This window comes from Streptomyces brevispora (assembly GCF_007829885.1).
GTDB classification, from domain to species: Bacteria; Actinomycetota; Actinomycetes; order Streptomycetales; family Streptomycetaceae; genus Streptomyces; species Streptomyces brevispora.
In genome coordinates, this window is record NZ_VIWW01000001.1 from 1,067,870 (window position 1) to 1,086,377 (window position 18,508).

General features: G+C 71.4%; 15 protein-coding genes. 8 read left to right on the plus strand and 7 right to left on the minus strand.

Going from position 1 to position 18,508, the window contains the following annotated elements; translation table 11 throughout:
• The first annotated feature begins 28 nt into the window (after positions 1-28).
• Together FHX80_RS04985 and FHX80_RS04990 are read left to right on the plus strand one after the other, a co-directional pair.
• Positions 29-226, plus strand: a complete 198-nt coding sequence (locus tag FHX80_RS04985; RefSeq protein ID WP_145763080.1) for a hypothetical protein — start codon at positions 29-31, stop codon at positions 224-226.
• A gap of 161 nt (positions 227-387) precedes the next feature.
• Entirely contained in the window at positions 388-1,851 is a 1,464-nt protein-coding gene (locus FHX80_RS04990; RefSeq protein ID WP_145763081.1) for a hypothetical protein, read from the plus strand.
• A 111-nt stretch (positions 1,852-1,962) separates the two neighbouring features.
• Here the strand turns inward: FHX80_RS04990 and FHX80_RS04995 are convergent, their stop codons facing one another.
• The gene (locus tag FHX80_RS04995) at positions 1,963-2,319 is read right to left on the minus strand and encodes a HesB/IscA family protein (protein WP_030970782.1); all 357 of its coding nucleotides are present in this window, start codon (positions 2,317-2,319) and stop codon (positions 1,963-1,965) included.
• A gap of 246 nt (positions 2,320-2,565) precedes the next feature.
• Between FHX80_RS04995 and nadA the strand changes: the two genes are divergently transcribed.
• Together nadA and FHX80_RS05010 are read left to right on the plus strand one after the other, a co-directional pair.
• Positions 2,566-3,762, plus strand: a complete 1,197-nt coding sequence (gene nadA, locus FHX80_RS05005; protein WP_145763083.1) for a quinolinate synthase NadA — start codon at positions 2,566-2,568, stop codon at positions 3,760-3,762.
• A gap of 187 nt (positions 3,763-3,949) precedes the next feature.
• The gene (locus FHX80_RS05010) at positions 3,950-7,183 is read left to right on the plus strand and encodes a tetratricopeptide repeat protein (protein ID WP_145763084.1); all 3,234 of its coding nucleotides are present in this window, start codon (positions 3,950-3,952) and stop codon (positions 7,181-7,183) included.
• Between the two features lie 169 nt (positions 7,184-7,352).
• Here FHX80_RS05010 and FHX80_RS05015 read toward each other — a convergent pair whose 3' ends face one another.
• From FHX80_RS05015 to FHX80_RS05035, 5 genes are all read right to left on the minus strand, one after another.
• On the minus strand, positions 7,353-10,502 hold the full coding sequence (locus tag FHX80_RS05015) for an efflux RND transporter permease subunit (protein ID WP_145763085.1): 3,150 nt from the start codon (positions 10,500-10,502) through the stop codon (positions 7,353-7,355).
• Positions 10,503-10,666: 164 nt separating this feature from the next.
• Positions 10,667-11,359, minus strand: a complete 693-nt coding sequence (locus FHX80_RS05020; RefSeq protein ID WP_145763086.1) for a response regulator — start codon at positions 11,357-11,359, stop codon at positions 10,667-10,669.
• Positions 11,356-12,618: a sensor histidine kinase gene (locus FHX80_RS05025; protein WP_145763087.1), complete on the minus strand. Its 1,263-nt coding sequence runs from the start codon at positions 12,616-12,618 to the stop codon at positions 11,356-11,358. The genes FHX80_RS05020 and FHX80_RS05025 overlap by 4 nt, the downstream gene beginning before the upstream one ends.
• Positions 12,619-12,782: 164 nt before the next feature.
• Positions 12,783-13,061 carry a PspA-associated protein PspAA gene (gene pspAA / locus FHX80_RS05030; protein WP_145763088.1) on the minus strand — a complete coding sequence of 93 codons (279 nt, stop codon included), beginning with the start codon at positions 13,059-13,061 and terminating at the stop codon, positions 12,783-12,785.
• Between the two features lie 9 nt (positions 13,062-13,070).
• On the minus strand, positions 13,071-13,850 hold the full coding sequence (locus FHX80_RS05035) for a PspA/IM30 family protein (RefSeq protein WP_145763089.1): 780 nt from the start codon (positions 13,848-13,850) through the stop codon (positions 13,071-13,073).
• A 296-nt stretch (positions 13,851-14,146) separates the two neighbouring features.
• Here FHX80_RS05035 and FHX80_RS05040 point away from each other — a divergent pair, with 296 nt between their 5' ends.
• The 3 genes from FHX80_RS05040 to FHX80_RS05050 all read left to right on the plus strand — a co-directional run bounded on the left by FHX80_RS05040 (position 14,147) and on the right by FHX80_RS05050 (position 16,875).
• Entirely contained in the window at positions 14,147-14,746 is a 600-nt protein-coding gene (locus FHX80_RS05040; protein ID WP_145763090.1) for a DUF3043 domain-containing protein, read from the plus strand.
• A gap of 134 nt (positions 14,747-14,880) precedes the next feature.
• Entirely contained in the window at positions 14,881-15,588 is a 708-nt protein-coding gene (locus tag FHX80_RS05045; protein WP_375887128.1) for a class I SAM-dependent methyltransferase, read from the plus strand.
• 201 nt (positions 15,589-15,789) lie between these two features.
• Positions 15,790-16,875, plus strand: coding sequence for a S1C family serine protease (locus FHX80_RS05050; RefSeq protein WP_145763092.1), 1,086 nt, complete (start codon positions 15,790-15,792; stop codon positions 16,873-16,875).
• Positions 16,876-16,946: 71 nt separating this feature from the next.
• Here FHX80_RS05050 and FHX80_RS05055 read toward each other — a convergent pair whose 3' ends face one another.
• A complete protein-coding gene (locus tag FHX80_RS05055; RefSeq protein WP_145763093.1) occupies positions 16,947-17,156 on the minus strand; it encodes a hypothetical protein in 210 nt (69 codons plus the stop codon).
• Between the two features lie 128 nt (positions 17,157-17,284).
• Here FHX80_RS05055 and FHX80_RS05060 point away from each other — a divergent pair, with 128 nt between their 5' ends.
• Positions 17,285-18,487: a bifunctional adenosylcobinamide kinase/adenosylcobinamide-phosphate guanylyltransferase gene (locus FHX80_RS05060; protein WP_145763094.1), complete on the plus strand. Its 1,203-nt coding sequence runs from the start codon at positions 17,285-17,287 to the stop codon at positions 18,485-18,487.
• The last annotated feature ends 21 nt before the right edge of the window (positions 18,488-18,508 follow it).

Sequence of the window (18,508 nt, forward strand, 5' to 3'; positions counted from 1 at the left end):
TGAGCTCTGTGGTGCCTACGGTCGGTATATGTCGAATCACATCGCCCCGCGCGAGCACGAGACCGATCTGGCGGAGCTGCGCGGAGACTGCGCACGGATGGCTCCGCGCTGGGTGGCGCCCCCGAAGACCGCCTCCACCCCTGTGGCGCCGTCCCTGATCCACGGGGTCACCGTGCCGCCCGCCTCGGCCAGGATGATCGACGCGACGCCGGAGTACGGCGACTGAGATCGCGCGCCGACCGGTCCCGGACCGCGCTCCCGGCCTCGACTGCCGCCCCGCGGGGGAACCGTGCGCCCCTTCGCCCCGTCCCATCGGTGTCCGCACCCGAGCGGCGGGCCATATGCCGGCCAGGCGTATGACGGCGATGCAGGCGAAGGAGCGACCCGGTGAGCACCGAGCGACCCGACAACGACGTGACCGGCCCCTGGCGGCGTTCGCCGCTCGCCGTGGCCTCGGTGGCGGCAGCCGTGCTGCTGGCCGGTGGCGGCGGCGCGTACTGGGCCGCGTCCGCGGCGGACGGCGGCAAGGAGAGCGCGGGCAGTGGTGCCGGCACTCCCCCGCCGCTCTCCCTGGACGAGCGGACGGACGGTCCGGCCACGCAGCCCCCGACCCCATCGGCCCCGCCACGGGGCATCGCGCCGGGCGAACCCGATCCGCACGGCGAACGGCTGGTCTACCGCGCGGCCGGCGCGCTGCCGGACGGCCCGGCGAAGGCCGCCGTGCAGCGTACGAGCGGAACGGTCTCCGCGGCCGCGGTGACCCGGCTGGCGAAGGCGCTCGGGCTGACGGGCACCCCGCGGGCCGAGGGCACGGCCTGGACGGTGGGCTCCGACGGGGACGGCTCCGGCCCGGTGCTGCGGGTGGACAAGCGGGCGCCCGGCACCTGGACCTTCGCCCGTTACGGCTCCGGGGGTACGGACAACTGCGGGAACAAGGCGACCTGTTCGAGCAAGGATGTGGCTCCGGGCGGCTCGGGATCACCCGTGAGCGAGAAGGCCGCGAAGGCCGCCGCCGTGCCCGTGCTGAAGGCGGCCGGCCAGGACGGCGCGGCCCTCGACGCCGGTCAACTGATGGGCTCGGCCCGGGTGGTCAACGCGGATCCGGTGGTGGACGGGCTGCCGACGTACGGCTGGGCGACCGGGATCCAGGTGGGCGCCGATGGTGAGGTGGTCGGCGGTGGCGGGCAGTTGAAGGGCCTGGAGAAGGGCGCCGACTATCCCGTGATCGGTGCGGCCGAGGCACTGAAGCAGCTGAACGCCGCACAGCCCTCGGACGGCCGCAAGAACATCGGCGGGTGCGCGACCGTCGCACCGCTGAGGGACGACACGAAGCCGTCCGGGCCCGCCTGCGGCGCACGTACCGGGGCGGAGCCGGCTACGACGACGGTGACGGTCGACAAGGCCGTCTTCGGCCTGGCGGCGCGCTACGTGGGCGGCGGGCAGGTGCTCGTACCGTCCTGGATCTTCACGGTCCGGCCGGCCGCGGGCGGGACGGGCAACACCGTCACCCAGGTCGCCGTGGACCCGGCGTACCTGGCGAAGGACGCCCCGTCGGAGAAGGCCCCGGACGCGGGCGGTACCGCGCGGGCCGGTGGCGCGATCCAGTCGTACAGCGCCGACGGGCGGACGCTCTCGGTGACGTTCTGGGGCGGCGCGTGCAGTACGTACGACATGAGCGCGAGCGAGGACGGCACCGCCGTGCGGGTGACCGTGACGGAGTCGACGCCGGATCCGAAGAAGGTCTGCGTCATGATCGCCAAGGAGCTGACCCGTACGGTCACCCTGGATCAGCCGCTGGGCGACCGGAAGGTGATCGACGCCACCTCGGGCCGTGCGGTGGCGCGGGGGTGACGTGACGGCCCGCCGACCGGGCGGATACGGCGGCGGCCCCGGAATCGGATTCCGGGGCCGCCGCCGTACCGCTGTCGCGTTCGAGCCCTGGCGGGCCGACGCCGTCGCGCTCTAGCTGAAGGAGTCACCACAGGCGCAGGAACCCGTGGCGTTCGGGTTGTCGATCGTGAAGCCCTGCTTCTCGATGGTGTCGACGAAGTCGACAGAGGCACCGCCCAGGTACGGGGCGCTCATCCGGTCGGTGACGACCTTGACGCCGTCGAAGTCCTTCACGACATCGCCGTCGAGCGAACGCTCGTCGAAGAAGAGCTGGTAACGCAGGCCCGAGCAGCCGCCGGGCTGGACGGCGACGCGCAGCGCCAGGTCGTCACGGCCTTCCTGCTCCAGCAGGCCCTTGACCTTGGCTGCGGCGGCGTCGGACAGGAGGATGCCGTCGCTCACGGTGGTGGTCTCGTCCGATACGGACATCTGCTTCTCTCCCGGGTTGTACGGAGTCTGCTTGCCGACGTTGCAACCGCCGGAACCGCGGATTCATTCCGGGGCCGCACGCTTGCCTGTTCCATTCATGCTCGCACACCGGCCACTCGTGCGGGTGCGTCACATTGACGCTATCGGCGTCGTCAAAGTGACGTGAAGCGGTTATGATAGATAACGTCAATTCGACGAAAAGGCTCCTCGCAGAGAAGCTCCTCGCAGACTCGCAGAGAAGAAAGGGTGCGTGACGTGACCACGGCCCATCCCGTCCAGGAACTCGATGTCCAGCCGTCGCCCCTCGCCCTGCTCCTGCTCGGCCGCGACGCCGACCCCAGGAGCGAGCGCGGCGTCGAATGCCCCGGCGACCTGCCCTCCCCGTCCGACCCGGACCTGGTGGAGCGCGCCCGCGCGGCCAAGGAGAAGCTGGGGGAGAAGGTCTTCGTCCTCGGGCACCACTACCAGCGCGACGAGGTCATCCAGTTCGCGGACGTCACCGGTGACTCGTTCAAGCTGGCGCGGGACGCGGCAGCGCGTCCGGAGGCCGAGTACATCGTGTTCTGCGGTGTGCACTTCATGGCCGAGTCCGCGGACATCCTGACCACCGACGACCAGAAGGTCGTGCTGCCGGACCTGGCGGCGGGCTGCTCGATGGCCGACATGGCCACCGCCGAACAGGTCGCCGAGTGCTGGGACGTGCTGACCGAGGCCGGGGTGGCCGAGCAGGTCGTGCCCGTCTCGTACATGAACTCCTCCGCCGACATCAAGGCCTTCACCGGCCGCCACGGCGGCACGATCTGCACCTCGTCGAACGCGAAGCGGGCGCTGGAGTGGGCCTTCGAGCAGGGCGAGAAGGTCCTCTTCCTGCCGGACCAGCACCTGGGCCGGAACACCGCCGTACGGGACATGGGGATGACCCTGGAGGACTGCGTCCTCTACAACCCGCATCGGCCCAACGGCGGGCTGACCGCCGAGGAGCTGCGCAACGCGAAGATGATCCTGTGGCGCGGGCACTGCTCGGTGCACGGGCGCTTCTCGGTGGAGTCGGTCAACGACGTGCGCGCCCGCATACCCGGCGTCAATGTGCTGGTGCACCCGGAGTGCAAGCACGAGGTCGTGGCGGCGGCGGACTACGTCGGCTCGACGGAGTACATCATCAAGGCCCTGGAGGCGGCCCCGGCAGGCTCGAAGTGGGCGATCGGCACCGAGCTGAACCTGGTGCGGCGCCTGGCGAACCGGTTCGCCGCGGAGGACAAGGAGATCGTCTTCCTCGACAAGACGGTCTGCTTCTGCTCGACGATGAACCGGATCGACCTGCCGCACCTGGTGTGGACGCTGGAGTCGCTGGCCGAGGGCAACCTCGTGAACCGGATCGAGGTCGATCCGGACACGGAGAAGTACGCCAAGCTGGCGCTCGAACGGATGCTGGCGCTGCCGTAACCCCGGTCACGAAAGGCCCCGGGACGCCTTCGGGCGTTTCTCCGGGGCCTTTCGTGCGAGTGGTGACGGAAGGCCGGTTTTCCCCCATACGGCCCCCGGGATGTCCGTACCGTAACTACGCTGCTACTCAACGCAGCGGACGTCGTGGCGACCGCGCTGGTACTGGTACTGAAGGACGGGGCGGGCGATGGTGCCTGAGACGGGCGTGGCGGGCGACGACGGGCGCGAGCCGGTGGGGACGGCGCCGCGCGAGGAACATGCCGACGGGCGGGACGTCCCCCCACGGACCGGGGCCCCCGCCGGGCCGGCGGAGCACCTGGTGCTCGCGGCGCGCGGGGTCGGGTACCGCGAGGAGGGCTGGTTCTTCACGGGCCGGAAGGAGGTGCTGGGCCGGATCGTCGCCTGGCTGGAGGCGGACGACCCCGGGCTCTTCCTGGTGACCGGCCCGCCGGGCTGCGGCAAGTCGGCCGTGCTGGGCCGGATCGCGACCCTCACCGATCCTGTGCAGCGGAGAGAGACGGTGGCGCACGCGTGCCTGCGCGAGGACGATCCCGACCCGGGCCTCCGCCCCGGACGTTCCCTCGCCTCCGTACACCTGCGAGGGCTGAGCCCTCTCCGGGCGGCCTCGGAGCTGGCCCGGCAGCTCGGACTGCCCGAGCCCCGCGACACGGACGACTTCCGGGGCGGGCTCCGGGAACTGTCCCCCCGGCCGGTGCTGGTCCTCGACGGGCTGGACGAAGTGCCTGCCGAGCATCTCCGCCCCATGACCGAGGAGCTGGTCCTCCCGCTCGGCCGGACGATCCCGGTCCTGCTGAGCTCCCGCGACGGCGCGTTCCGCGGCCGGCCGGCAGCGGACAGGCACGAGGGCGAGACCCTGCCGGACGCCCTGGCCCGGCTGATCGGCGCGGGTGCCACCGCGGCGGGCCTGGAGCGGGAGCCACGCACTCGGGAGGACATCGGTGAGTACGTGTTCCGCCGGTGCGCGGCGGCCGGTGTCCCGGAGGAGCCGGCGCGGGAGGCGGGCGACGCGGTGGCCACGCGTGCCACTGCGGTGGGCGGCGGGTTCATGTTCGCGCGGCTGGTGACGGGCTCGTTGCGCGCGGGGGCGGGCTCGTTGCAGGCCGGGACGGGCCCGTTGTCGGCGGGGACGGGCTCGTCGCGGGCGGGGACGGGCCCGTTGCCGGCCGGGACGAGCTCGTTGCGGGCCGGGACGGGCTCGTTGCCGACGGGGGCGGGTGATGCGCACGACGGCCAGTGGCCGGCCGGCCCGCCGGACTCCGACGAGGGGGAACGCCGGGCCGCCGTACCACCCGCGCGGGAGGCGGTGGAGATCTGGCGGGAACTCGTTGCGCGTCATCCGGCCGTCTTCCAGCCGCTGCTGGCGGGCGCCCTGCGCGACCTGGCGGCAAGGCTCTCCGCCACCGGGGACCACGAGGGCGCGCTCGCTCCGGCTCGGGAGGCCGCACGCCTGTCCGCCAGGCTCGCCACCCAGCACCCGGAGGCCTTTCAGCCGGATCTCGCCCGGTCCCTGACCTCCTTGGCCGACATGACGGCCGCCGCGGGAGACCCGGCGGCAGCGGTGCTGTTCGCGCGCGAGGCCGTACGCATCCAGCGCGAACTTGCCGGGGCCCGCCCGAAAGCGTCCCTCCCGGGCCTGGCCGCGATGCTCAACAACCTCGCGATGCACCTCGACTCAACAGGTGAGCCAGGCGCAGCCCTGCTCCACTCCGAAGAAGGCACCGGCATCTACCGGCGCCTCGCCGCCGAGGATCCGGGCGTGTTCCTCCCGGAGTTCGCCACGGCTCTCAACAACCTCGGCACCGCCCGCGCGAGTTCGGGTGATATTTCCGGGGCGGTCTCGGCGGGCCGGGAGGCGGTCGCCATCCGCCGCACACTCGCCGCACGGCAGCCCGCCGTCTTCCGGCAGGACCTGGCCACGGCACTCACCAACCTGGCCGCCCACCTGAACACGGCCGGAGAACCGGCGGCGGGACTGCGGGCTTCGAAGGAAGGTGTCGTTCTGCACCGTGAGCTCGCCGAACGGCAGCCGTCCTTGCGCTCCGCTCTCGCGAGCTCGCTCAGCACTCTGGCACAGAACCTCGCCGACACCGGCAGCCGGAAGGAAGCTCCGGCGCCGGCCGCCGAGTCCGTCCGTCTCCTGCGCCGACTCGTCGACGAGCACGGCAGCACCCACCTTCCCGACCTGGCTCATTCCCTTCAGAGTCTCAGCAGGCACCTGGGGGTGAACCAGGACGACGAAGGAGCCGTGAGCGCGGCGCGGGAGGCGGTCGCCGCCTACCGGACGCTGGCGCTGGAGAACCCCGGCGCCTTCGAACGGGCCCTGGTCTCCGCTCTCGCCGATCTGGCGCGGGCACTCGTCCGCACCGACGACCGCGCGTCGGCGATTTGGCAGTTCGACGAGGCCGTGGCGGAGTTCGCCCCCGCCCACCCCGCAACCGCCCGGCGTCTCGGCGTGGAGCGGAGCATTTTCCTGCTGGACTGTCCCGCGCCCCAGGCCTCGATCGGCGTACGCGAGCTCGTGTCCTTTCTCGACGGTGGCTCCGCGCCGGAGGGCGGCGCAGACGTCGTGACCGTACGGGCCCGGCGGGCGCTTCGCGCCTGCGGCGACCCCGAGGCCGTACGCGCGGTGTGGGAAGAGGTGACTCTCGCCCCCGCACCGGCCTGGCTCGCCCTGTCGCCGCAGACTCTGACCCTCGTCAGTTCCTGGATGTTCGCGCCCAACTGGCCCCAGTCACGCGATGTCTGGTCCCGGAACGCCGAAGTGCTCGGCAGCGAGGAGGCCGCGACGGCCCTCGAAGAACTGGCGCTCCTGGACCTGCGCACCGCACTGCGGCATGCCGCGCTCCGCGAGGCCGTCCTCATCCACGGCGTGACCGCCGCCTACGATCCGCCGATCCTCGCGGAGCAGCTGGCGGAGTGGGTGGACTGCGGCACCTGGGCGGAGTCACGGGCCTTCCTCCAGGACCACCCCCGCATCCTCCAGGTCCAGCCGCCCGAGGCCACCCCGCTCGCGCACGTCGCCGTCCTCGATGTCGCCCGTACCGAAGGACTGGACGCCGCGTACCGCCTCGTCGAGGATCGCGACGCCCTCCAGACCTACGTGGACCGGGCGTTGGCTGCCGGGGACGGCAACGCGCTGATGCACGCGGCCGCCGTCGAGGGGCAGGTCTTCGACGACAAGCTGTCCTCCCTCACCCACGCCCAGGCCGGCATGGTGCTCTCCGGGGCGGTCGAGGGCGTCGAGCCGAACGATCTGGCCACGCTCCTGCCCCGGGCACGCGAGGAGATCCGGGCCCGGCTGCTGAGGGAGATCTGCGCGCTCAGCGTCCAGCACGCCCACCCGCACGGCGAGACGTGGATCCGGATCGTCCAGGCCCTCAGCGGAAACGGGGCCGCCTGACGCTCCCCGCCCCGCCGCCCGCCGGCGTTGCCGCTGCTCTCCGGCCGCCCGCCCCGGCTCCCCGTGATTGGCGAGGTGTCCCCCGGCGACTCGGCGAGCCGGAGGCCCGCGAACCGAAGAGGGCCCCGTCCCACGCGAGTGCGTGGAACGGGGCCCTGTCTCCGGTCGGTCAGGCCTTCGCGGACTCGGTCTCCCGGACCTCGTCGGACTCTGGCTGAGCCGGCACGCCCGCCTTCGCGGCGCGCTTCGCGGCCTTCTTCTTCGCGCGGCGCTCCTTGCGGAGCTCCACCATCGCGTACAGCGTCGGCACCAGGAGCAGCGTCAGCAGCGTCGAGGTGACCAGACCGCCGATGACCACGACGGCCAGCGGCTGCGAGATGAAGCCGCCGTCGCCGGTGACGCCGAGCGCCATCGGGAGGAGAGCGAAGATGGTCGCCAGGGCCGTCATCAGGATCGGGCGCAGACGGTGACGTCCACCCTCGACGACCGCCTCGATGACGCCCATGCCCTGGGCGCGGTACTGGTTGATCAGGTCGATCAGCACGATCGCGTTGGTCACCACGATGCCGATCAGCATCAGCATGCCGATCATCGCCGCGACGCCCATCGGGGTCCCGGTGATGAGGAGCAGGCCGATCGCGCCGGTTGCCGCGAACGGGATGGAGACCAGCAGGATCAGCGGCTGGATGAGCGACCGGAAGGTGGCGACCAGCAGCATGAAGACGATCGCGACGGCCGCCAGCATGGCCAGGGCCAGCTTGACGAAGGCGTCCTTCTGGTCCTCGGAGACGCCGCCGATGGTGGCGGTGGCGCCGTCCGGGAGGTCCAGGGCGTCGACCTTCTTCTGGAGCTCTGTGCTGACCGCTCCGGTGTTGTCACCGACGGGCTTGGCGGTGATCGTCGCGGCGCGCTGGCCGTCGATCCGCGTCATGGAGACCGGTCCGGGGACCACCTCCACGTCGGCGATCGTGCCGAGCTTGACCGGGCCGAGCGAGAGGTTCTTCAGCTCGGCCATCGTGGTGGCCGGGTGGGCGGACCTGATGACGACATCACGCTCGGTGTCGTCCATGATCGCCTTGCCGGAGGGGGTGCCCTTCACCGCACCGGCGACGGCCGCGCCCAGGGCTGCCTGGGTGAAGCCGGCGTCGGCGGCCTTGGCGTTGGCCTTGACCGAGATCCGGGGGATGCTCTGGGACAGGTCGCTCTGGACGTCGGAGACGTCCTTGAGGCCGGCCACCGCCTTGCGTACCTCTTCGGAGGACTTCCGCAGGACGTCCGCGTCGGCGGCCTTGACCACGACGCTCAGGTCCTGGCTGCCGAAACCGCCGCCCGCGCCGATGGTCGTGTCACCGATGCCGTCGAGCTTGCCGAGCGCCTCGTCGAGGCGCTTCTCGGTGGCTTCGTAGTCGGCCGGGTCCTTCAGCGTGACCTGGTAGGAGGCCTGGTTGGCCCCCGTGCCGCCGCCGAAGGCCGCCATGAAGCCGGACGAGCCGACCGTGACCTGGTACCCCTTGACGCTCTTGTCGCCCGCGAGGACCTTCTCGACCTTCTTGGACGCCTCGTCGGCGGCCTCCAGGCTGGTGCCAGGGGCCAACTCCTGCTTGATGGAGAGGACTTCCTGCTCGCCCTGATCGAAGAGGGTGGTCTTCAGCAGCGGAGCCATGCCGAAGGTGCCGATCAGCACGACCACGGCGATGACCACACTGACGACGCGGCGCCGGGTGGCGAAGCCCAGGACCCGGACGTACATCCCCTGCAGCTTGCTGCGGGCTTCCTTCTCCTCGGCCTTGCGCCGGGCCTCGTCCGGGTTCTCGGCGCTGCCCTCGGGGGCGCGCAGGAACCAGAAGGACAGGACCGGGACGACGGTCAGCGAGACCAGCAGGGAGGCCAGCAGGGCTGCGGTGATGGTCAGCGAGAACGAGCCGAAGAGCTCGCCGACCATGCCGCCGACCAGACCGATCGGCAGGAAGACGGCGACGGTGGTGAGGGTCGAGGCGGTGACCGCGCCGGCCACTTCCTTCACCGCGGTGAGGATCGCGGACTGGCGCTCCTCCCCGTAACCGAGGTGGCGCTTGATGTTCTCCAGGACGACGATCGAGTCGTCGACGACCCGGCCGATCGCGATGGTCAGCGCGCCCAGGGTGAGCATGTTGAGTGACAGGTCACGGGTCCAGAGCACGATCAGTGCGAGGACCACGGAGAGCGGGATGGAGACCGCGGTGACCAGGGTCGAGCGGAGCGAGGCCAGGAAGACCAGGATCACGATGACCGCGAAGAGCAGGCCGAGCGCGCCCTCGATGGTCAGGCCCGAGATCGCCTTGGCGACGGGCGGGCCCTGGTCGGTGACGACGGTCAGCTCGGCACCGGCGCCGAGGTCCTTGCGCAGGTCCGGGAGCTTGTCCTTGACCGCGTCCGAGATGGAGACGGCGCTGCCGTCCTTGTCCATCGTCGCCATGACGGCAAGGCTCGGCTTGCCGTTCGTACGGGTGATGGAGACCGCGGTGGAGGGCTCCTGCTTCACCGTCGCGAGGTCGCCGACCCGGACCGGCTTGCCGGGCTTGCCCGTCGCCGGGTCCTGGCCGGCGACCCTCAGGTCCTCGATCTGCTTCAGGGAGGTGAAGGCGCCGCCGACCTGGACGGTGCGGCTCTTGCCCGACTCGGAGAAGGAACCGGCCGGGACGGTCGCGCCGCCCGCCTGGAGTGCCTGGGCGAGCGAGCCGGTGTTCAGCCCGGCCTCCGCGAGCTTCTTGTCGTCGGGGGTGATGGAGACCTGGAGGTCCTGCACGCCGTCGACGGTGACCTGGCCGACGCCGTCGATGCCCTCCAGGGCGGGGACGACGGTACGGTCCAGCTGGGCGGCGAGCGCCTGCTGGTCCTTGTCGGACGTGACGGCGAGGACGACGGTCGGGATGTCGTCCGTCGAACCGGCGATGACCTGCGGGTCCACGGAGTCGGGCAGCTGGACGCGAGCGCGGTTCACCGCCTGCTGGATGTCCGCGACAAGCTGCTTGGTGCCCTCGTCGCCGAAGTCGAAGGACGCCATGATGACGGCGTTGCCCTCACTGGCGGTCGAGGTGATTCCGGTGACGCCGTCGACGGCCTTGATCGAATTCTCGAGCGGTTCGACGACCTGCTTCTCGACCACATCGGGGGACGCTCCCTGATAGGGGGCGAGCACCGACACCATCGGGAGTTCGATGGTGGGCAACAGCTGCTGCTTGAGCTGCGGGATCGCAATCGCTCCGAATACGAGCGCGACGATCGAGATCAGCCCGATCAGGGCCCTTTGCGCGAGGCTGAATCTGGACAGCCAGGACATGGGTGAGGTCTCTCTTCTGTGGCTTACGCGGCAGGTGGGCGGGGCGACTGGGGACAGACCCGGCCCACCTATACGATCCCCTATCGCCGGAGCCGAAAGCGTCAGTCGCAGGTCGCCTTCTTATCCCACGCATACCGCAGCTGGAGTACGCCGCGACTGCACCCTCACTCCACCCTGGGGCGGACAAGGCCCGATTCGTAGGCGATTACCACCAATTGGGCCCGGTCGCGGGCACCCAGTTTCGCCATCGCCCTGTTCACATGGGTCTTGACGGTGAGCGGGCTGACCACGAGGCGCTCGGCGATCTCGTCGTTGGAGAGCCCGCCCGCGACCAGGACCAGTACCTCGCGCTCCCGCGTGGTGAGGGCCGCGAGACGCTCGGAGTACTCCGCCGCCCCCGGCTCCTCTCCCGAACTGCCGCCCTGCGCGAGGAACGTGGCGATCAGCCCCTTGGTCGCGGCCGGTGAGAGCAGCGCCTCGCCACCCGCGGCGATCCGGATGGCGTTGAGCAGTTCGTCCGGTTCCGCCCCCTTGCCCAGGAAGCCCGAGGCGCCGGCCCGCAGCGACTGCACCACGTACTCGTCCACCTCGAAGGTGGTGAGCATCACCACGCGCACGTCCGCGAGATCCGGGTCGGCGCTGATCATCCGGGTCGCGGTGAGCCCGTCCGTACCGGGCATCCTGATGTCCATCAGCACCACGTCGGCGCGGGTCGAGCGGGCCAGCTCCACCGCCTGCGCGCCGTCCGCCGCCTCGCCGACCACCTGCATGTCGGGCTCCGAGTCGACCAGCACCCGGAACGCGCTGCGCAGCAGCGCCTGGTCGTCGGCGAGCAGGACCTTGATGGCCGGTGTCATGCGTTCTCCCCCGTCCGGCCCACCACGTCCGGTTGCTCCGACTGCTGCGGGAGGGCCTTGACGGGCAGGATCGCATGGACGCGGAAGCCGCCGCCGTAACGGGGTCCGGCGGTGAGGGTGCCGCCCAGGGCCGTGACCCGTTCCCGCATACCGAGCAGTCCGTGGCCGCCCCCCTCCCCCTCGCCGCCCGGGTTCCCTTGGCCGTTGTCGAGCACCATGACCTCGGCCGTGGCCCCGACCCGTACGACGCTCACCTCGGCCTTCGCGCCGGGGCCCGCGTGCTTGCGCACATTGGTCAGCGCCTCCTGGATCACCCGGTACGCGGCCAGGTCGACGGCGGCCGTGAGCGGCGGGCTGCCCCCGGCCGCGCAGGCCACCTCGACGGGCAGCCCGGCCCGGCGCACGGTCTCCACGAGCTCGTCGAGGACGGCGAGGCCGGGAGCGGGTTCGGTCGGCGCCTCGGGGTCGCCGGACTGGCGCAGCAGCCCGACGGTGGCCCGCAGTTCGTTGAGCGCGGAGCGGCTCGCCTCGCGGACGTGGGCGAGCGCCTGTTTGGCCTGGTCGGGGCGCTTGTCCATGACGTGGGCGGCGACCCCTGCCTGCACGTTGACCAGGGCGATGTGGTGGGCGACGACGTCGTGCAGATCGCGGGCGATCCGCAGCCGTTCCTCGGCCACCCTGCGCCGGGCCTCCTCCTCACGGGTCCGCTCGGCCCGTTCGGCGCGCTCCCTGATCGCGTCGACGAACGCGCGCCGGGAACGCACCGCGTCCCCCGCGGCGCTCGCCATGCCGGTCCAGGCGAAGACGCCGAAGTTCTCCTGGCTGTACCAGGGCGCCGATCCGTAGAGCATCGCGGCCGCGGTGAGCGCGGCCATCGTGAGCAGCCCGACCCGCCAGGTCGTCGGCCGGTCGGTGCGGGCGGCGATGGTGTACAGCGCTATGACCACGCTCATCACCACCGGGGCCGGCGGGTCCACCATCACCAGCTCGACGAACGTCAGCCCGCCGGTGGCGACGAGCACGGCCATCGGGTTGCGGCGCCGCCACACCAGGGCGAGGGCACTCAGCACCATCAGGAGCACGCTGCCGGCGCCGGGCGTGCGGGTGCCGAAGGCGGGTCCGTTGTGCGAACTCGGATCGGCGAACGAGCCGATGATCATGGATACGAGCACGCCCAGGGCGAGCGCTCCGTCCAGCGCCAGCGGATGGTCGCGCAGCCAGTGCCGGACGCGCAGAACGCCGGTTCCGAGGGTGGTCACGTCAAGCTACGTTACGGCGTGTCGCGTGGAAATCGGTCCGGCCGGCGGCGAGCGTGCGCCACGGCGTCGGGGGGGGAGCGCCCGCGCCGTACGCACAACGGTGCCCCGCGTCCGGCGGACCGGATGCGGGGCACCGTTGGTGCGGGTGCTGGAGCTGCCGGTTGTCAGCCGGGAATCAGACCGTCGTCACGGAGCATGGCGCGCACCTCTTCGAGGGTCGCGTCGGGCGACGGCAGGATCAGCTCGGACGGCTCCAGGGAGTCGTCCGGCAAGGGTGTGCCGACTTCGCGCACCCTGGCGAGGAGCGCGTGGAGAGTGGAGCGGAAGCCGGGGCCGTCGCCACTCTCCATCTCGGCGAGCAGTACGTTGTCGAGCTTGTTGAGCTCGGCGAGATGGCTGTCGGCCAGGAGTACCTGGCCCTCCCCCATGATCCGTACGATCATGACGCTGCCTTAATTCTTGTCGAACTTGTGCCGGGACTGGGACTGCTGCTGGGCGGCGTCCTGCGGGCCGCCCTCGATGGCCTGCTGCGGGGAGGAGCCGCCGGCCAGTTCGGCCTTCATGCGCTGCAGCTCCAGCTCCACATCCGTACCACCGGAGATCCGGTCGAGCTCGGCGGTGAGGTCGTCCTTCGCCGTGCCGGTCGGGTCGTCCAGGGCGCCGGAGGCGAGCAGCTCGTCGATCGCGCCCGCGCGCGCCTGCAGCTGCTGCGTCTTGTCCTCGGCCCGCTGGATCGCCAGGCCGACATCGCCCATCTCCTCGGAGATGCCCGAGAAGGCCTCCCCGATCCGGGTCTGTGCCTGGGCCGCTGTGTAGGTGGCCTTGATCGTCTCCTTCTTGGTACGGAAGGCATCGACCTTGGCCTGCAGCCGCTGGGCCGCGAGAGTGAGTTTCTCCTCCTCACCCTGCAGCGTGGTGTGCTGCGTCTCCAGGTCGGTGACCTGCTGCTGGAGGGCCGCCCGGCGCGACAGCGCCTCGCGGGCCAGGTCCTCGCGACCGAGCGCGAGTGCCTTGCGGCCCTGGTCCTCCAGCTTCGAGGTCTGGCCCTGCAGCTGGTTCAGCTGCAGCTCCAGACGCTTGCGCGAGGTCGCCACATCGGCGACACCGCGGCGCACCTTCTGAAGCAGCTCCAGCTGCTTCTGGTACGAGTAATCGAGGGTCTCGCGCGGATCCTCGGCCCGGTCCAGGGCCTTGTTTGCCTTCGCGCGGAAGATCATCCCCATACGCTTCATGACACCGCTCATGGGCTTCGCGCGCCCCCTTCTGACTTAACTGGGCTCCAGCACTCCAACAGAACCCACAGTACGGGCCCTGTCTCTATTACCGCACTGTTCGAGCAAGGATGTGGTCCTCCCCAAGGACGACTGACACCGGTCATCGCTCCGGCCCAGGGAGTAGCGGAGGTCAGGGAAACCACTGCCGACGCCCGTAATCGTCCCGCTCGCACACTCCTGGGGACGCGGGCCGTTGCCGGATCGTTCCCGACCGGCCTGGGGTCCTCGCGATCGACCCCGTACCCTTGGGTCTTGTGTTCCGTAGCCGCTCCAAGGAAGAGAAGGCCCCCACCGACAAGGTGACGGCGGACCTCTCCAAGACGCCCCGCGACCCGCAGGCCCCCAAAGGTCGCCCCACCCCCAAGCGCAGCGATGCCCAAACGCAGCGCCGTCGTGCCTCCAGTGGAGCGCCGGCCGATCGCAAGGAGGCCATGAAGCGCCAGCGCGAGGCCCGTCGCGTGGACATGGCCAAACAGCGTGAGGCGCTCGCCAGTGGCGACGAGCGCTATCTGCCGGCCCGTGACAAGGGCCCGGTGCGGCGCTTCGTCCGCGACTTCGTGGACTCGCGCTTCTGCATCGCGGAGTACTTCCTGCCGCTCGCCGTGATCATCCTGATTCTCAGCGTGATCCAGGTGCAGAACATCCAGAACATCTCGCTGCTGCTCTGGCTCGGCGTGATCGTGCTGATCGTCATCGACTCGATCGGGCTCACGTTCCGGCTGCGCAAGCAGCTGAACGAGCGGTTCCCCGATACGCCCAAGCGCGGCGCGGTCGCCTACGGCCTGATGCGTACGCTCCAGATGCGACGGCTCCGGCTGCCCAAGCCGCAGGTCAAGCGTGGAGAGCGACCCTGAGTACGGATCTCTTCGGCTCGGCCGGCGATTCGTCCGCCGGTCGGCCGAGTGATGCCGGCGCCGGATTTTCCGGCGCCTCCTCGGCATGGCTGAAGGGGCTCGGTGGACTGCGCAACACCGTTCGCCAGGAGCTGGTGGCCCGGCAGCTGGACGAGCAGATCGCGGCCCGCTTCCCGGTCGGGCAGCGGCTGCGGATCCTGGACGTCGGTGTGGGCCAGGGCACGCAGGCACTGCGCCTCGCCCGGGCCGGCCACACCGTCACCGGGCTGGAGTCCGACGCCGAGATGCTGCGGACCGCCCGCGAGGCGCTCAACAGTGAGCCCGCCGGAATCCGGGAGCGGGTCCGGCTCATCGAGGGCAATGGCCAGGACACCGGGGTGCACTTCCTGCCCGGCAGCTTCGACGTGGTGCTCTGCCACGGCGTACTGATGTATGTCCAGGCACCCGACGCCATGGTGGCCGGACTGGCCCGGATGCTCGCGCCGGGCGGCCTGCTGTCGCTCCTCGTACGAAACGCGGACGCGCTGGCCATGCGGGCCGGGACCGCCGGGGACTGGGACGCGGCGCTGGCCGCGTTCGACACGGACCGGTACACCAACCGCCTCGGGCTGACCGTACGCGCGGACCGGCTGGACGCCCTCACCGCGACGCTCGCCGGGATCGCGGCGCCGCTGCACGCCTGGTACGGGGTGCGGATCTTCACGGACAACGTGAGCAACGACGTGGAGCTGCCCGCCGCGGCGGAGCTGGAACGGGTGCTGGCGGCGGAGGACCGGGCGGGGCGGACGGATCCGTACCGCGGCGTCGCCGCGTTGCTGCATCTGTGCGGAGTGCGCGGCTAGTCCTGCGGGCGCTTTCGGCGGCCGCTTCGTCCTCCATCACCGGACCGGCCGAAACGCCGAGAAGCCGCCCTTGATCGCCGGGCGGGCTAGATCGTGCCGGGCGGGTTCGGTGGTGCCGAGTGGGCTGAACGCTGCTCCGGCCTCAGCTCGGGCGGGTGCGCTCGACAGGCCACCAATAGGGCTAAAAGCAATAATTCGGACATGAATTCCTCTCACACCCGCACCCGTGTGCGCCGGCTGGCGCTGCCTCTGACCGCAGGTGTCTGTGCGATCGCGCTGGTCAGCGCCTGCTCCGACTCGAACTCCGCCGAACTGGACGCGACGAAGCCCACACCGGTCCAGCAGGGCTCGGCCTCGAGGGCCACCAGCGATCTGCAGGACGACTACCAGGCCGTGATCAAGAACGTGCTTCCGTCGGTGGTGCAGATCGACGCGTCGAACAGCCTGGGCTCCGGCGTCGTCTACGACGACAAGGGCCATATCGTCACCAACGCCCACGTGATCGGCAAGGAGCAGACCTTCAAGGTCAGCTCGGCCACCGGCGAGAACGTGCTGAGCGCCTCGCTGGTCGCCGCCTACCCCGAGCAGGACCTGGCGGTGATCAAGCTCGACAGCGTCCCCAAGGGGCTGAAGCCCGCGAAGTTCGGCGACTCGGCGGAGGTCGCGGTGGGGCAGATCGTGCTGGCGATGGGTTCGCCTCTCGGGCTGTCCAGCAGCGTCACCCAGGGCATCGTCTCGGCGCTCGGCCGGACCGTGAGCGAGAGCAGCACGGGCGGCGGCACCGGGGCGACCATCGCGAACATGGTGCAGACCTCGGCGGCGATCAACCCGGGCAACAGCGGAGGTGCGCTGGTGAATCTCGACAGCGAGGTCATCGGCATCCCGACCCTGGCGGCGACGGACCCGGAGATGGGCGGCAGCACAGCGCCGGGGATCGGATTCGCGATCCCGGTCTCGATGGTGAAGACGGTCGCCGACCAGATCATCAAGAACGGCCAGGTCACCGACTCGGGCCGGGCGGCGCTGGACATCACCGGCCGTACGGTCGTCGACAGCAGCTACCAGCCGGCCGGGGTCGCGCTCGTCAGCGTGTCGAAGGGCGGCGCGGCGGAGAAGGCGGGTCTGCGGGTCGGCGACATCATCACCAAGCTCGGGGACACGCCGGTCACCACGATCACGTCCCTGTCGGAGGCGCTGGCCTCGGACAAACCGGGCCAGAGGGTCACCGTGACGTATGTGCGCAGCGCTGCGGAGAGGACCACGGAGGTCACGCTGGGCGAGATCTGAGGACTGAGAGCGCGGGATGCCGCGCGGGTGCCGGGCGGGCCCTTCCCGGGTCCGCCCGGCACCCGTCCGGGTCAGCTCTGCTCGGCCTGGAGGCTCATCGGGCCGTAGATCTTCGTCGTGTCGTCGAAGAGCGTCACCTGGGCCGCCCCGCCGTCGAGGAGTTCCTTCCAGTACTCACCGATCCAGGACTCCGCGTCGCCCTGCGTCGTGAATTCCTCCGGCTGCAGGGCCGGCTCCGTCTCCGTACCGTCGGACTTCTCGAACCGCCACGTCCACGCCATGTCCGCCTCCTGGGTCACTTTGTTCCGTACGGCAGCCTAGTGGTTCGGGCCGGTGCGGGAAGGGGCCCTCGCACGCCCCGGCACCCCCACGTCGCGCACCGGGCGCGGGTACGCGGGAGGATCGGACCGTGGAACTGACTCTGCTCGGCACCGGAGGCCCCGACGGGCTGCCGCGGCCCGAATGCCCGTGCGCCGCCTGCGCCACCGCCCGCGGGGCGCGCAGCCGGGCCGCGACCGCCCTGCTGGTCGACGACGCGCTGCTGCTCGATCTCACCCCCGGGGCCGTGTTCGCCGCCGCCCGCGCGGGGCATTCGCTCACCGGCGTGCGCCAGGTGCTGCTCACCCATCCGCACGACGGCCCGGCCGTCGAACTGCCCGCGGGGCTGCCCCCGGCGGGCCGGGTGCCGGACGGGCGGGTGCTGACGCTGATCAGCGGGCACCGGGTGCGGGCCGTGCCGATGGACGCGCCGGGCACCGGGTACGAGGTGACGGCGCCGGAGGGCGAGCGGCTGCTCTACATGCCGCCGGGCGCAGCCCCGGCCGGTCTCGCCGACCGGACGGCGGAGCCGTACGACATGGTGGTCGGCGATGTCGTGGGGCGGCCCGACGCGGTGGCCCGGCTGCGGGCCGTCGCCGCGATCGGGCCCGCCACCGAGGTGCTCGCCGTCCATCTGGACCATGACGCACCGCCCGGCCCCGAGCTCGACCGCCGGCTCGCGGCGGCCGGGGCGCGCGCCGTGCCGGACGGGACGACACTGGTGCTCGGCGGGTACCACGCGGTACCGGACGTGCCCCGGCGCACGCTGATCACCGGCGGTGCGCGGTCCGGGAAGTCGGTCGAGGCCGAGCGGCGGCTGGAGACGTATCCGGAGGTCGTGTACGTGGCGACCGGCGGGGGCCGGGACGGCGACGCGGAGTGGGCGGCCCGGATCGGGCTGCACCGGGAGCGCAGACCGGCGGCCTGGCGCACCGAGGAGACCTGTGAACTGGTGGAGCCGCTGGCCTCGGACGGGCCCCCGCTGCTGATCGACTGCCTGTCGCTCTGGCTGACGGATGCGATGGACCGGGTGGATGCCTGGGACGACGCGGCGTGGGAGAACGGCGGGGAGAGCGCGCTGCGGAAGCGGACGGGTGAACTCGTGGCCGCTGTCCGCGGAACGCGGCGCACCGTCGTCGTGGTGACCAACGAGACCGGCTCCGGCGTGGTGCCCGCGACGGCCGCGGGGCGGCGCTTCAGGGACGAGTTGGGCCGGCTGAACGCCGCGGTGGCCGACGAGTGCGAGCAGGTGCTGCTGGTGGTGGCCGGGCAGTCGCTGGCGCTGCGCGGCTGAGAGGCTGCCGGCGGACGGAGT